Annotated in this window: 11 protein-coding genes; 1 reads left to right on the top strand and 10 read right to left on the bottom strand. The window is 44.7% G+C overall.

Translation table 11 applies throughout. The features are described from left to right. Nucleotides 1–110 precede the first annotated feature (110 nt). Nucleotides 111–956, top strand: coding sequence for a LysR family transcriptional regulator (locus AACT19_RS05900; protein WP_017080246.1), 846 nt, complete (start codon nucleotides 111–113; stop codon nucleotides 954–956). Here AACT19_RS05900 and AACT19_RS05895 read toward each other — a convergent pair. The 10 genes from AACT19_RS05895 to AACT19_RS05850 all read right to left on the bottom strand — a co-directional run bounded on the left by AACT19_RS05895 (nucleotide 907) and on the right by AACT19_RS05850 (nucleotide 15,795). Then, nucleotides 907–1,686, bottom strand: a complete 780-nt coding sequence (locus AACT19_RS05895) for a TSUP family transporter (RefSeq protein ID WP_017080245.1) — start codon at nucleotides 1,684–1,686, stop codon at nucleotides 907–909. The genes AACT19_RS05900 and AACT19_RS05895 overlap by 50 nt on opposite strands. A gap of 220 nt (nucleotides 1,687–1,906) precedes the next feature. Further along, nucleotides 1,907–5,137, bottom strand: a complete 3,231-nt coding sequence (carB, locus tag AACT19_RS05890) for a carbamoyl-phosphate synthase large subunit (protein WP_017077692.1) — start codon at nucleotides 5,135–5,137, stop codon at nucleotides 1,907–1,909. A gap of 16 nt (nucleotides 5,138–5,153) precedes the next feature. Further along, nucleotides 5,154–6,326, bottom strand: coding sequence for a glutamine-hydrolyzing carbamoyl-phosphate synthase small subunit (gene carA, locus AACT19_RS05885; protein ID WP_076645703.1), 1,173 nt, complete (start codon nucleotides 6,324–6,326; stop codon nucleotides 5,154–5,156). A gap of 503 nt (nucleotides 6,327–6,829) precedes the next feature. After that, the gene (gene dapB, locus AACT19_RS05880) at nucleotides 6,830–7,654 is read right to left on the bottom strand and encodes a 4-hydroxy-tetrahydrodipicolinate reductase (protein ID WP_004734972.1); all 825 of its coding nucleotides are present in this window, start codon (nucleotides 7,652–7,654) and stop codon (nucleotides 6,830–6,832) included. Nucleotides 7,655–7,746: 92 nt separating this feature from the next. Then, a complete protein-coding gene (gene mutT, locus AACT19_RS05875) occupies nucleotides 7,747–8,145 on the bottom strand; it encodes an 8-oxo-dGTP diphosphatase MutT (RefSeq protein ID WP_076645701.1) in 399 nt (132 codons plus the stop codon). 306 nt (nucleotides 8,146–8,451) lie between these two features. Continuing rightward, nucleotides 8,452–11,178 (bottom strand): preprotein translocase subunit SecA, encoded by a 2,727-nt coding sequence (gene secA, locus AACT19_RS05870; RefSeq protein WP_017077687.1) that lies wholly within the window; start codon nucleotides 11,176–11,178, stop codon nucleotides 8,452–8,454. 388 nt (nucleotides 11,179–11,566) lie between these two features. After that, on the bottom strand, nucleotides 11,567–12,484 hold the full coding sequence (gene lpxC / locus AACT19_RS05865) for a UDP-3-O-acyl-N-acetylglucosamine deacetylase (RefSeq protein WP_017080243.1): 918 nt from the start codon (nucleotides 12,482–12,484) through the stop codon (nucleotides 11,567–11,569). A gap of 96 nt (nucleotides 12,485–12,580) precedes the next feature. Then, nucleotides 12,581–13,810 carry a cell division protein FtsZ gene (gene ftsZ, locus AACT19_RS05860; RefSeq protein WP_061024523.1) on the bottom strand — a complete coding sequence of 410 codons (1,230 nt, stop codon included), beginning with the start codon at nucleotides 13,808–13,810 and terminating at the stop codon, nucleotides 12,581–12,583. A gap of 31 nt (nucleotides 13,811–13,841) precedes the next feature. Further along, on the bottom strand, nucleotides 13,842–15,110 hold the full coding sequence (gene ftsA, locus AACT19_RS05855; protein ID WP_004729844.1) for a cell division protein FtsA: 1,269 nt from the start codon (nucleotides 15,108–15,110) through the stop codon (nucleotides 13,842–13,844). After that, on the bottom strand, nucleotides 15,103–15,795 hold the full coding sequence (locus AACT19_RS05850) for a cell division protein FtsQ/DivIB (protein ID WP_004729846.1): 693 nt from the start codon (nucleotides 15,793–15,795) through the stop codon (nucleotides 15,103–15,105). The genes ftsA and AACT19_RS05850 overlap by 8 nt, the downstream gene beginning before the upstream one ends. Between the last annotated feature and the right edge of the window lie 132 nt (nucleotides 15,796–15,927).

Raw genomic sequence — 15,927 nt, 5'->3', positions numbered from 1 at the left:
CTAACGTCAAAACCCCTAGCTTGTCTGATATCTATGTGCTCAGACTAGAGAATGAATGGCGTTTGAGGTAACTTGGTTTAATCATTCCCAACTTTCATGAATATAACCCAATGCTACTCGAAGGAATCGAAACTCTATTGGTTTTAAGTAAAGCAAAAACCATGAGCCGCACCGGCAGTTTGCTTTATATCAGCCAATCAGCGGTCAGCAAACGGATTGCGAATTTAGAAAAGAAGTTAGGCAAGAAACTCATAGAACCGAGTGGTCGACAGATCAAACTGACGCCAGATGCGATTGCATTAATCGAGAGTATCGGCCCTGCATTCAATGAGCTTCGTGGTCTTATTTATGAGCAGCAAGAGTTGGAAGATACCACTCTCATCACCTTAGATAGCTCTAAGTCGCTGATCGCAGGTTATCTAGGTGAGATGATGGGCCAATTTATCCAGCAAGATAAATACATCACCATTACCACTAACCATACCCCAAGAATCATAGAGCGAGTACAATCTGGCAAAGCGACCTTAGGGTTGTGTGCTGGTTTACTGCCACCGCATCATGGGTTAATGACATTCCATCTGTTTGATGAGCCGTTTTACATAGTGAGTAAGTCGCCATTAACGGAGCTTCCTCCAATGGTTATCACTAACGACATGACCAATCCGGCAAACTCGTATCAGTTATCTGTGCTTGAAAAGTTCGGCATCAAACCCTTGATGGAGATGGATGCCTACACCGCAGCAGCCCAGTTAGCGTTGGGTGGGACAGGGCCAGCGTTGATCCCGCTCTCTATCGTAAAAACACTCAATATTGAGCCTCAATACCTGTTTAGTTTTGCCGAATTGAAGGGATTGATTCGACCGATTCATATCTGTGTAAGGCCGAACAGCTATCAGTCTCCACGAGTTAAAATACTGATAGAATCCATTGTTGATGCTGTTCCCAAAGCAGTTTAGACGCCATTAACATCGACATCACGATCACAAGGGGGCGAATCCATTTCTGCCCTTTTGTCACCACGACTTTAGCGCCAAGCTGAGCGCCCATAAAGCCACCAACCGCCATCACTAAGCCTAATTCCCAAATTGGCAAACCAGCCAAAATAAAGAAGATTAAAGCTGCGATATTCGAAGTGAAATTAAGAACCTTAGTACGTGCCGTTGCATCCACTAAAGAGAAATGGCCGATAGCGACAAAACAGACGGTGAAAATGGAACCCGTTCCTGGGCCAAAGAAGCCATCGTAGAAACCAACACCGCCACCAATGCACAAAGCAAACACGGCTTCAGACATCTTTTGCTTACCTTCAGACGCTCTAGTTTGGGGTGCTAATAGGAAATAGAGAGAGATGGCGATAAGCAGTAAGGGGATCATGCTCGTCAATAAGCTCGCATCAATATGCTGCACTAACTCAGCGCCAATCGCAGAACCGATAAAGGTACAGAGAATGGCAAGACGCATCTCTTTTATGTTCACGATACCATTGCGTACGAAATACCAACTGGCAGAGAAACTACCAAAAGAACTTTGAAGTTTGTTGGTGGCCAGTGCCTGCGTTGGTGGTACTCCTGCCGCTAGCAATGCTGGTAGAGTCAATAATCCACCGCCGCCAGCCATTGCATCAATAAAGCCTGCCGCCGTTGCAACTACAAACAAGATAGCCAATATTTCTAGAGTGATTTCCATATACCCAACGCCTTAAATTCTCGTGAAGCGACAACTTACCACCGTGAGCAAACAATCAACAACGAAACACAAGATTGTAACCTATTCCAATTTTTCATCATTTAGCCATCACCAGATTTTAACTATTTAACCGACACCAGATGACAGACATAAAAAAGCCCACTCCGAAGAGTGGGCTTTGAGCATTTATATCCGCTTAGCAGCGATACACGTTAGTCAATTAAGCTAGAGAAGCTTTAACCTGTGCGTGCAGTTCTTGAACTGAAGTTACTGACGTTTTCGCGTCTGCAGTGTGCGCCATACAAGTCGCAAATGCAGCATTTAGCGTAGTCGTGTAGTTCACTTTCTCAGCCAATGCGCCACGACGAAGAACTTTCGAATCTTCAATCGCTTGACGGCCAGCAGCAGTGTTCACGATGTACGTGTACTCGTTGTTCTTGATACGGTCAAGAATGTGAGGACGACCTTCGTGTACCTTGTTTACTAGACGTGGGTTGATACCCGCTTCACCAAGGATAACCGCAGTACCGTGTGTTGCGTCTAGCTGGTAACCAAGCTTAGATAGCTTAGATGCTAGGTCAACAACGCGCTCTTTGTCGCCTTCGCGAACAGAAAGAAGTGCACGGCCGCCTTCTGGGTAGATGTTGCCACAACCCAATTCGGCTTTAGAGTATGCTTCAGCAAACGTTGCACCAACACCCATAACTTCACCAGTAGAGCGCATTTCTGGGCCTAATAGTGGGTCAACACCAGGGAATTTGTTGAACGGAAGAACAACTTCTTTCACTGAGTAGTATGGTGGGATAATTTCTTTCGTAAAGCCTTGAGACTCTAGCGATTGACCCGCCATAACACGAGCTGCAATCTTAGCGACTGCTGCGCCTGTTGCTTTCGATACGAACGGTACTGTACGTGCTGCACGAGGGTTAACCTCGATTAGGTACACTTCGTTGTTCTTAACAGCAAACTGCGTATTCATTAGACCACGAACACCCAACTCGAACGCTAGCTTTTCAACTTGCTCACGCATTACGTCTTGGATTTCTTGGCTTAGCGTGTAAGCAGGAAGAGAACATGCTGAGTCACCTGAGTGAACACCTGCTTGCTCGATGTGCTCCATGATACCCGCAATAACAACGCGCTCACCGTCACAAATCGCATCAACGTCGACTTCAATTGCATCATCTAGGAAGCTATCAAGTAGCACTGGAGATTCGTTTGAAACACTTACAGCTTCGTTGAAGTAGCGACGTAAGTCTTGCTCGTCGTATACGATTTCCATCGCACGACCGCCAAGAACATAAGAAGGACGAACAACTAATGGGAAGCCGATTTCGCGAGATTTCTCTACCGCTTGCTCCATTGTTGTTACTGTCGCGTTTTCTGGTTGTAGAAGACCAAGACGGTCAACAGCAACTTGGAAACGCTCACGGTCTTCTGCACGGTCGATTGCGTCAGGGCTAGTACCAATGATTGGTACGCCAGCAGCTTCAAGCTCACGAGCCAGTTTCAGTGGTGTTTGGCCACCGTACTGAACGATAACGCCTTTTGGCTTCTCAACACGAACGATTGCTAGTACGTCTTCCAGAGTTACTGGTTCAAAGTACAGACGGTCAGACGTATCGTAGTCTGTCGAAACTGTCTCAGGGTTACAGTTAACCATGATTGTTTCGTAGCCATCTTCACGTAGTGCTAAAGATGCATGTACACAACAGTAATCGAATTCAATACCTTGGCCGATACGGTTTGGACCGCCGCCTAAGATCATGATTTTCTCTTTGTCTGTTGGGTTCGATTCACATTCGTCATCGTAAGATGAGTACATGTAAGCCGTATCAGAAGAGAACTCAGCCGCACACGTATCTACGCGCTTGTAGACTGGGTGAATATCGTATTGGTCACGTAGACGACGAATTTCACTTTCAGCCACACCTAGAATCTTAGACAGGCGAGCATCAGCAAAACCTTTACGCTTAAGCTTCATTAGCTCGTCTTTATTCAGACCAGCAAAGCCTTTCGCTTTAAGTTCTTGCTCTAGTTTTACGATGTCTTCGATTTGAACTAGGAACCAACGGTCAATTTGCGTTAGGTTGAATACACCATCAACTGACATACCAGCACGGAAAGCGTCTGCGATGTACCAAATACGGTCAGAACCAGCTTCTTTAAGCTCATGGCGAATCGTCGTTAGAGCGTCAGGTGCGTCTAGGTCAACCATTTCGTCAAAACCAGTTGCGCCAACTTCTAGACCGCGAAGTGCTTTCTGTAGAGATTCTTGTTGGTTACGGCCGATAGCCATAACTTCACCAACCGACTTCATTTGCGTCGTTAGACGGTCGTTAGCACCTGCAAATTTCTCGAAGTTAAAACGAGGAATCTTAGTTACTACGTAGTCGATTGTTGGTTCGAATGATGCTGGTGTTGCGCCGCCAGTGATGTCATTCATTAGCTCGTCTAGCGTAAAGCCAACAGCCAGTTTCGCTGCAATCTTAGCGATTGGGAAACCTGTTGCTTTAGAAGCAAGTGCAGAAGAACGAGATACACGTGGGTTCATCTCGATGATAACCATACGGCCATCTTTCGGGTTGATACCAAACTGTACGTTTGAACCACCTGTTTCAACACCAATCTCACGCAGTACCGCTAGAGAAGCGTTACGCATTAGTTGGTATTCTTTGTCTGTCAGCGTTTGAGCCGGAGCCACTGTGATCGAGTCACCAGTGTGAATACCCATTGGGTCAAAGTTTTCAATCGCACATACGATGATGCAGTTGTCGTTCTTGTCGCGAACCACTTCCATCTCGTACTCTTTCCAACCGATAAGTGATTCATCGATAAGAAGTTCGTTAGTTGGAGATAGGTCCAAACCACGACGACAGATTTCTTCAAATTCTTCTTTGTTATAAGCGATACCACCACCTGTACCACCCATCGTAAACGATGGACGAATGATACAAGGGAAACCAACCATTTCTTGAACTTTGTAAGCTTCTTCCATCGTTTTCGCTGTATCAGCCGTTGGACACTCAAGACCAATCGATTTCATTGCTTTATCAAAACGAGAGCGGTCTTCAGCTTTATCGATAGCGTCAGCCGTTGCGCCAATCATCTCTACGCCGAACTCTTCAAGTACGCCGTATTTTTCTAAATCTAACGCACAGTTAAGTGCAGTTTGGCCGCCCATTGTCGGTAGAACTGCATCTGGCTTCTCTTTAGCGATGATGTTACGAACCACTTCCCATTGGATAGGTTCGATGTAAGTCGCATCAGCCATGTCTGGGTCAGTCATGATTGTCGCTGGGTTCGAGTTTACAAGAATAACTCGGTAACCTTCTTCGCGAAGTGCTTTACAAGCTTGAGCACCAGAGTAATCAAACTCACATGCTTGACCGATAACAATCGGACCAGCACCTAGAATTAGAACACTTTTAATGTCAGTACGTTTTGGCATTATCTACTACTCCGGATTACGCTTTGTCTTGTTTGTTTGCAACAGACTGGTTAATTAATTCAATGAAGTGGTCGAATAGCGGTGCCGCATCTTCTGGACCTGGGCTTGCTTCTGGGTGACCTTGGAAGCTAAATGCTGGCTTATCTGTACGGTGGATACCTTGTAGAGAACCATCAAATAGAGACTTATGAGTCGCTCGTAATGTCTCTGGAAGCGTATCTTCGTCAGCAGCAAAGCCGTGGTTTTGTGAAGTAATCATCACAACATCACGATCTAAATCTTTAACCGGGTGGTTTGCACCGTGGTGACCAAACTTCATCTTCACTGTCTTAGCGCCTGACGCAAGAGCAAGAATCTGGTGACCTAGACAGATACCAAAGATTGGTAAACCTTTTTCTAGGAACACTTTTGTTGCTTCAATTGCGTAAGTACATGGTTCTGGGTCACCAGGGCCATTTGAAAGGAAAACACCATCAGGGTTCATAGCGAGTACTTCTTCTGCTGAAGTTTCAGCAGGAACAACCGTTAGGCGGCAGCCGCGGTCAACAAGCATTCGTAAGATGTTTCGTTTTGCGCCGAAGTCATAAGCAACAACGTGGTATGGCAATTCAGAGTCTGCTTTCGCTTCAGGAAGTCCACCCGTAAGCGTCCACGAACCTTGTTTCCATTGATACGCTTCTTTTGTTGTAACTTCTTTCGCAAGGTCCATACCTTTCAGGCCAGGGAATTCTTTTGCTTTAGCTAGAGCCAAAGCTTCGTCTAAATTTCCATCGTTTACTGAAGAGCCAGCTACGATACAACCGTTTTGAGCACCTTTTTCACGAAGAATACGCGTCAGCTTACGAGTATCGATATCAGCGATACCAACAACGTTTTGCGACTTAAGGTAATCAGAAAGGGATTGTTCATTACGGAAATTAGAAGCGATTAGAGGGAGATCGCGAATCACAAGGCCTTGAGCATGGATTGAAGAAGATTCTTCATCTTCGGAATTGGTTCCGGTATTGCCAATGTGAGGGTAAGTAAGGGTAACGATTTGCTGAGAATAGGAAGGATCAGTGAGGATTTCTTGGTACCCCGTCATCGAGGTATTAAAAACGACTTCACCAACTGCAGAACCTACAGCGCCAATGGCTTCACCGTGAAATACTGTCCCATCTTCTAGGACGAGTAGTGCTGACTTCTTCAAGACAACCTCCAGAAATAAAAATGCATTAAAATTGATTTAATTTGCAAATCTACCTTCCTGCAACACCAAAAACTGCGTGTTTATGGAAATTAGACAAATTGGCGGTATTTTAGTGATCTGCGTGATACGTGTCAACATTTAACGCAAAAGAAATTAAACATTTGTAAGAACTAATTCAATTTCCTTTACCAAAGCTTCAAAAGTTCAACTTTCATACTCAATTAATAGGAATATTACGATTTTCTAATTTTCACCCGTCATTTTAGCTAACCATAGAGTGCCAAAAATATCAGCAACAAAACGCAATCGATAAATACCAAGAGAAAACATGATAATTTAAAGATCTAAAACAAAAAACACACTAAAGCCTGCATAAATAGCATAAAAATAGAGGGAAAATGGCGATAAGAAGAAAGTAGAAGGAAGATTGTAGAAGAGAGATTATTAAGGAAAAGCCACCAAATAAAGAAAGCGCCGGCAATTGCCAGCGCATAAATATCTATTTACAGGTCATTCAAACCAAGCACATCCGTCATGGTATAAAAGCCTGCTGGCTTATCATTTAGCCAAACAGCTGCCTTTATCGCACCATTAGCAAAGGTCATTCTATCCGTTGCTTTATGGGTAATTTCAACGCGCTCACCAATATCAGCAAACATTGCGGTATGCTCGCCAATGATGTCACCGGCACGAATCGTCGCAAAGCCGATCTCATCTTTGGTACGCTCGCCAGTAATACCTTCACGTGACCATACAGCGACATCGTTTAGATCATTGCCCATCGCACCAGCAATCGCTTCGCCCATACCAATCGCAGTGCCTGACGGCGCATCGACTTTATGGCGATGGTGAGCCTCAACGATCTCAACATCACAATAATCGCCCATCACTTTAGCGGCCTTTTCTAGCAGCTTGAACACTAGGTTTACACCAACGCTGTAGTTAGGAGCCATTACGATAGGCATCTCTTTTGACGCCGCATCAATCACCTGTTTCTCTTCTTCAGAGAAACCTGTCGTACCGATAATTAGCTTCTTTCCGTGACGTTTACAAAGTTCAATATTCGCTAATGTGCTCACAGGTGCGGTAAAGTCGACGATCACGTCAAACTCTTCAATCGCTTTCGAAAGGTCATCGACTAGAGCTACATCAAAACGGCCTTCACCGCATAACTCGCCAACATCAACACCGACCAAAGATGACTCTGGGCGCTCTGAACCAGCGCCAACGCTTGCTTCTGAATTTTGGTGAGCGGCTTTCACCAAGTTACGACCCATACGGCCAGCTGCTCCTGCAATTGCAATTCTTACCACTGCGAATATCTCCATTGTTTTGGTTACCGTCACTGCTCATCTGTCGCAGCAACGTTCATTCGATTAATCTCTTTAAACTAACAACAATCTCAAACTCAGGCTAGCAATTACGAAAACTCTTTTATTACTCGCTCTAAAATGGGCAAATTCGCTTCAGGGAATGCGTATTGGCTCAATGATTCAAGATCGACCCATTCACCTTGTTGCCCTTCTTTACCATAAGGCTGTTGCTCGAAATCAGTCACAAGAATGAAATCAAACTTAAGCGACTTGTCACTGTAATCAAATTCAAGGTGCTCAAACAGAGACTGCTCTGTCACCTTGATGCCAATCTCTTCATCAAGTTCACGAGCCATCGCCTGCTCAATGGTTTCGCCCGCTTCTACTTTACCACCAGGGAATTCCCAGAAACCGCCTTTGTGCTTGTCGTCTGGGCGTTTAGTGATAAAGACCTGTGACTTATCTTGGTTAAAGATAATGCCCGCTACAATATGGACTCTTTTCATTGATGGTGTTCCTTTCATGTCCCCATCGTCATTCCCTACAATGAGGAACGAATTAGATAGGGAATCTGCTCTTCTGTTAGTTCGAAAGATCCCCGACTCGCTCGTACCTCACTCTCGAGGATGACGCTATCAAAACCTTATTATTTACATACAAAAAGAGCCGCCTAAGCGACTCTTTTTAATATCAATAAGTTTTATGAAGCTAAGCTGTGACGTGGTGAGTGCAAGGAGGTGGCACGGAGCTTACGTTAGTAAGTGAGTACCTCCGACACTGCAATCATCCGTTACAGCAACGATTCACCAAACTTAGTCAATTTTACCGTGACACTGCTTATACTTTTTACCGCTTCCACATGGGCATGGTTCGTTACGACCCACTTTACGCTCATCGCGTACTACCGTTTGTGGAGATGCCGCATCCGCTTCATCGTCAGCTAGCTGGTTTTCAGCCGTTGCATGTTGTGCTTGTGCACGACGCGCTGCTTGTTCAGCTTGAGCTTGACGTTGAGCTTCCATCTTTTCAACTTCTTCTTGTTGCTGAACGCGAACTTTAGAAAGGATGGTCACAACGTCTGTTTTCAGTACATCTAGTAGGCCTTCAAACAGTTCAAACGACTCGCGCTTGTACTCTTGTTTCGGGTTCTTCTGAGCATAACCACGTAAGTGGATACCTTGGCGAAGGTGATCCATCGCAGCCAAGTGCTCTTTCCAAAGACCGTCTAGCGTTTGTAGCATCACAGACTTCTCGAAGTTACGCAGTACTTGAGCACCAACCACTTCTTCTTTCTGTTTGTACGAATCTACCGCCATACCAAGAATACGCTCACGCAATGCTTCTTCATAAAGCTTGTCGTCTTCGTCTAACCAACCTTGAATATCAAAGTCTAGGTCGAAGTCATTCTTCAGACGATCTTGCAGACCCGCGATATCCCACATGTCTTCAAGAGATTGAGGAGCGATGTATTCATCAATGACTGACGCCAGTACATCTTCACGGTTGTGTTCGATCATCTCGCTGATGTCATCAGAACTCATCAGTTCATCACGTAGCTCATAAACAACCTTACGTTGGTCATTGGCTACATCATCGTACTCAAGAAGCTGCTTACGGATGTCGAAGTTACGACCTTCCACTTTACGTTGAGCTTTTTCAATTGAGCGAGATAACATCTTAGATTCAATTGCTTCGCCTTCGTCCATACCACTTTGGATAAGACCAGCCATACGATCAGACGTAAAGATACGTAGTAGAGAGTCTTCCATTGATAGGTAGAAACGAGAAGAACCTGCATCACCTTGACGACCAGAACGACCACGTAGCTGGTTATCGATACGGCGAGATTCATGACGCTCAGTACCAATGATGTGCAGACCACCTGACTCAAGAACTGTATCGTGGACAACTCTCCAGTCAGCTTTGATCTTGTCGATCTGCTCTTTCGTTGGATTATCTAGCTTCTCAATTTGTGCCTGCCAGCTACCACCTAACACGATATCGGTACCACGACCTGCCATGTTAGTTGCGATAGTTACCGCACTCGGCATACCAGCTTGCGCAACGATCTCAGCTTCCATCTCATGGAACTTAGCATTTAGTACGTTGTGCTTAATTTTTGCTTTTTTCAGTGCGTTAGACAGCAGTTCAGATTTCTCGATAGAAACCGTACCAACCAGTGATGGCTGACCAGCCGCAACACGGTCTTTGATGTCTTCAATGATCGCATTGAACTTGTCTTCTTCAGTACGATAAACCACATCTGGCATATCGTTACGAACCATAGGCTTGTTGGTTGGGATAACCACCGTTTCTAGGCCGTAGATAGACTGGAACTCGAAAGCTTCAGTATCAGCAGTACCTGTCATGCCTGACAGTTTTTCGTACAGTCGGAAGAAGTTCTGGAATGTAATCGATGCTAGCGTTTGGTTTTCATTTTGAATCTTCACACCTTCTTTAGCTTCAACAGCTTGGTGTAAACCTTCAGACCAACGACGACCTGGCATAGTACGACCAGTATGTTCATCAACGATAACCACTTCGCCTTCTTCAGTAACGATGTAGTCGACGTTTTTCTCAAACAATACGTGTGCACGAAGCGCAGCATTCACATGGTGTAATAGGCTGATATTGGTTGGAGAGTAAAGTGTGTCACCCTCTTCCATCAAGCCGTTTTTGACCATTAGTTCTTCTACAAATTCTTGACCGTTTTCAGTCAGGTGAACCTGTTTTGATTTTTCGTCCATGGTGTAGTGACCTTCACCACGGTACTCTTCTGAATCTTCTTTATCTTGACGCTCTAGAGAAGGAATTAGAGTGTTAATGCGCGTATAAAGGTCAGAACTATCTTCAGCTGGGCCAGAGATAATTAACGGAGTACGAGCTTCATCAATTAAGATTGAGTCAACCTCATCGACTACAGCGAAGAAGCGCTCACGTTGAACTCGGTCTTCAGCACGGAAAGCCATGTTGTCACGAAGGTAATCAAAACCAAACTCGTTGTTTGTTCCGTATAGGATGTCAGCTTGGTACGCTTCTTTTTTCTCTGGCGGAGCCATGTTTGCCACATTCACGCCAACCGTCATGCCAAGGAATTCAAATAATGGACGGTTTGTTTCCGCATCACGCTTCGCTAGGTAATCGTTCACCGTTATTACGTGAACACCTTTGCTTGGTAGCGCGTTTAGATAAGCTGGTAGGGTTGCGGTAAGTGTCTTACCTTCACCAGTACGCATCTCTGCAATTTGGCCAGCATTTAGAACCATGCCACCAATCATTTGCACGTCAAAGTGACGCATGCCGTAAACACGCTTAGACGCTTCACGTACCGTAGCGAAAGCTTCAGGTAGAAGTTGATCTAACGATTCACCTTTATCTAAGCGCTCACGAAACTCAACCGTTTTTGCTTTTAGCTCTTCATCAGAAAGTGCTTCAAACGTTGGTTCGTAGTTATTAATTTCTTTTACAATTTTTCTAAGGCGGCGCAGTGTTCTGTCATTGCGACTGCCAATTACCTTTGTCAGCAGCTTAGTAATCATGTGCTTGGAATCTCTTCGTTCTCAGATCGTCCGCGATCTATTTTAAATGCCGTCAGTCTCTACTAGCTATGAACTAGTCTTCAGTTACTAACCAAGGATACTGAGATAAATCTAGTATCTTTGATATTGTACTTGAGAGTAGAGTTTTCAAGGCTTGAGTTAAAATTAATGCCCTTTAGTGTAAGTAATTTTCACACTAACGACCATTTAGAACACCATTTGTTTGATGTGCTTGGAACTTTTCTTTCTAATTGCTGATGGATTAAGCAGACAGCAGCCCATTAGCCAGCAATTTCCGGAGGTTAACGACACTGTATCTGGAAAATAGATACAAAAAAACCAGGCCAATGGCCTGGTTTTTGAAATCTTATATTGTTGTAAACAACAATTACGCTAGAACCATACCCGGTTCTGCGAAAGCAACTGGAGAGCCAGCTTCTTCTTCGAATGTTGCCCATTCCCAAGCTTCGGCGTCAGCAAGAACTGCGCGTAAAAGTTGGTTATTTAGGCCGTGACCTGATTTGTATGCACGGAACTCACCAATAATAGCGTGTCCACACATGTAAAGGTCACCAATCGCATCCAATACTTTATGAGTTACAAACTCATTGTCAAAACGAAGGCCTTCTTCATTAAGAATTCGGTATTCGTCCAGTACGATAGCATTATCAAAGCTACCGCCAAGTACTAGGTTTTGAGACTGAAGGTACTCAATATCGCGCATGAAACCGAAAGTACGAGCGCGAGAAATCTGCTTCACAAAACCTTGTGATGAGAAATCAAACAACAAACGTTGCTCATCGGATTCAATTGCAGGGTGGTTAAAGTCGATCTCAAAGTCCATACGGAAGCCGTTAAATGGAACAAACTCTGCCCACTTATCGCCATCTTCAAAACGGATAGGCTTTTTGATTCGAATAAAACGTTTCGCTGCATTCAGTGTTTCTACACCCGCTTGCTGTAGCAAGTATACGAATGGGCTTGCGCTACCATCCATAATTGGAATTTCTGGAGCATCGACTTCAACAATAATGTTGTCGATACCCATTCCAGCTAGAGCTGCGTTAAGGTGTTCCACTGTAGAGATACGTATGCCTTCGTCATTAACAAGAGCAGTACATAACATAGTGTCACGAACTGATGCTGGATCAGCTGGGAAATCTACAGGTGGATTGACATCTGTACGACGATAAACAATACCTGTATTTGCAGCTGCCGGGCGAAGAGTAAGTGTGACTTTACGACCAGAGTGGAGACCCACACCAGTTGTTTTCACAATTTCTTTCAGAGTACGTTGTCTGATCATCTGCTTGCCTCGTTATCAGTGCTACAAATCACGGTCAGTATTTACCAACCGCGAATTTTACCATTAATTCGACGATAGTCAAATTTTGGGTATTTGTTAATCAGCCTGACGTCGTAAAAATGCTGGAATATCTAAATATCCGCTCTCTTTCTCAGCTTTAGGTGCTGCACTCTGGCTAGCGCCTGTACCCGAAGAAACAGGTGACGTTGTTGGCTGTGGTTTAACTTGAGGTTTTACCTCAGTTTTTTCCTGCAATGGTTGTGCCACTTTCTCTTCCACTTTTGCTGCTGTTTGAACAGCAACTTGAGGTTGAGGCGTTGACGCTACTTTTGCTTTACCACCAGCAACTAGAGTAATGTCTGGTTTTTTCTCTGTGCCGATACCTGTTGCAACAACAGTTACACGGATTTCATCCGTCATATCAGGATCTAGAGAGGTACCAATAACAACCGTTGCGTTATCAGAAGCGAATGCCTTAACTGTATTACCCACAGTTTCGAATTCATCTAAACGCATATCTAGGCCTGCAGTGATGTTCACAAGAACGCCACGCGCGCCAGCTAGGTCGATGTCTTCTAGTAATGGGCTAGAAATTGCCGTTTCAGCAGCTTCTTCAGCACGGTCTTCACCTTTTGCGATACCACTACCCATCATTGCATGACCCATTTCCGACATCACAGTGCGAACATCCGCGAAATCGACGTTAATCATACCAGGGCGAGTAATTAGCTCAGCGATACCTTGTACAGCGTTTTTAAGTACATCATTTGCACTTGCGAAAGCTTCTAGCAGTGTTACGCCACGGCCAAGCACTTTAAGTAGCTTTTCATTTGGAATCGTAATTAAAGAATCCACATGTTTAGAAAGCTCTTCGATACCTTGCTCAGCAAACGCTAAACGCTTTTTGCCTTCAAAGCTAAATGGCTTAGTTACAACAGCAACCGTTAGCACACCCAGCTCTTTCGCAACTTCAGCAATAACTGGAGCAGCACCTGTACCTGTACCACCGCCCATACCAGCTGCGATAAATACCATATCGGCGCCAGTTAGAACTTCTTTAATTCTTTCTCGATCTTCGAGAGCTGCATCACGGCCTACTTGTGGATTTGCACCAGCGCCCAAACCTTTAGTGATATCACCACCAATTTGGATCACGCTGCTCACGCTCGTTTTACGAAGGGCTTGTGCATCAGTATTAACACTGATGAACTCTACGCCTTCGATCGATTCACGTACCATGTGCTCAACAGCATTACCGCCACCGCCACCAACTCCAACGACTTTAATTACTGCATCGTCAGACATTTCCATCATCGGTTCAAACATGTGTTATCTCCGTTTTTTCCTGCAACTCAGGTTAAAACTCTTTTTGTATCCAATTACGCAATTTACCAAACAAGCCTGACATAGAAGGTGCTGAACGCTTAGGTTCGCTGTAATCACCCTCATCACTTATCTGACAATCTCTTGCGTAATGAAGTAAACCAACCGCCGTAGAATGATACGGCTCTTTAACATAGTCAGTTAAGCCACTAACTTCTAACGGCTTACCAACTCGAACTTGATTGCGGAAAACACGTTCCGCACACTCTACCAATCCGTCAATTTGTGCCGCTCCACCAGTGAGAACGACGCCAGCTGCAAGGTGGTGTTTAATACCTTCATCTCGTAGCTGTAATTGAACCGTATCAATAGTTTGGTTAACGAGACCCATAAGTTCAGTGTAACGTGGTTCAATCACTTCCGACAAAGTTTGTCTTTGCAAACTTCTCGATGGACGGCCACCTACACTAGGGACGTTAACAGAATCATCCTTGCTTACGAGTTCACTCAGAGCGCAACCGTGGTTTACTTTTATCTCTTCAGCATCGCTCACTGGCGTGCCGAAAGCGAAGGCAATATCACTGGTTACTGCATTTCCTGCGTAGGAAAAGACTTCTGTGTGTCGCAATGCGCCGCCAGTCCAAATGGAAATATCCATCGTACCAGCACCAATATCAACAACACATACTCCAAGCTCTCTCTCGTCGTCAGTAATTACCGCATTGCTTGAGGCAAGTCCTGAAAACACGATTTGTTCTACAGTGAGACCACATCGTTCAACAGCTTTAATAATGTTTCTCGCCATGTCGCTGTGGCAAGAAATGAGATGAACACTGACTTCCATTCGAACACCAGATAAACCAAGTGGATTCTTGATCCCCTCTTGATAATCGATGGTAAATTCTTGTGGAATCACGTGCAGAATTCTCTGCTCATCACCTATTTTAATTGATTTCGCGGTATGGATCGCTCGATCCATATCGTCTTGAGACACCTCTTCATCAGAAATAGTGCCCATGCCTTTTTCAATTCGGCTTGCGATATGTTTGCCCGATAGCGAGATAAACACATTGCTGATTTGGCATTCCGCCATCAACTCTGCTTGATCAATGGCTCGCTGAACTGACTTCACTACCGACTCTAGGTCGTTTACACCACCTTTATCCATACCTCTGGATGGGCTTTGCCCTGAACCAATGATATTGATTTGACCATCAGGCAATATTTCACCAACTAGAGCTGATATGGTCGCAGTGCCTATATCAAGACCAACGATTATGTTGTCATCTGCGGTCTTAGTCATCTGTGCTCTCTTCTAACTCTTGCTCTGGAAACCAGCCTACAGCGGCTCCCGTATCATACCTGAGGTCGATGTAGCTCACTTGATTCGCTTTACTACCAAGTTCGTTGTAAAGCGAAATGAAGCGTTCAACACGCTCATCTAAAGAATCTTTACCTAGTTCTAAACGGATACCGTTATCTAGGATTATTTGCCAAGCGCGACGCTCATTGAGAACGAGCGAGGTAACGGTTAACCCTAGATTGTTAATCAAAGGAGTTATTTGTCGCCACTTTTCTATCACTTTTTGGCTGGTGCCGTCTGGGCCGTAAAGCTTGACTCTATCGCCCTTCAAAAGACCGATATCACCATTAAACACCTGACCATTGTCATTCAACAGCATGTTACCGTTCCAGATTGCTGCTGCATGATATTCAGTCAAAAATACTTTTATTGTGTCTGGCCACTGCTTACGAATGGACACCACTGAAACCCAAGGTAACGCTTCTAAACTGTCTTGCAACACACCGATGTCTTGCGACATGAACGTTCCAATATGCTCTAGCTCGCCAAAGGCATGTTGAACATCACCAGCAGTTACGTAAGTTAAGTCGCCTTGAAGTACTATTTTGGAGAGAGGCAATCGCTGATCGTCCCACATCCAAGTCAGTGTGGTATAGAAAAGAAATCCAATGAATAGCAGTACCATGACAAAAAAAGACCCGCCTACAGCGTGTTTCTTTAGCGATGGTAAACTGAATAGGTGGCGGTTTTCGCTAAAAGTACTTTCTACCAAAGCCCGCATTCCCTGTCGTTGGTTCGCAATTCTATTCCCTATCTT

Origin of the sequence: Vibrio sp. 10N.222.47.A9, from assembly GCF_963872585.1 — a bacterium.
Taxonomy (GTDB): Bacteria; Pseudomonadota; Gammaproteobacteria; order Enterobacterales; family Vibrionaceae; genus Vibrio; species Vibrio splendidus.
The sequence above is the reverse complement of the archived record's forward strand: the minus strand, read 5'-3'. Positions and strand labels throughout refer to the sequence as shown.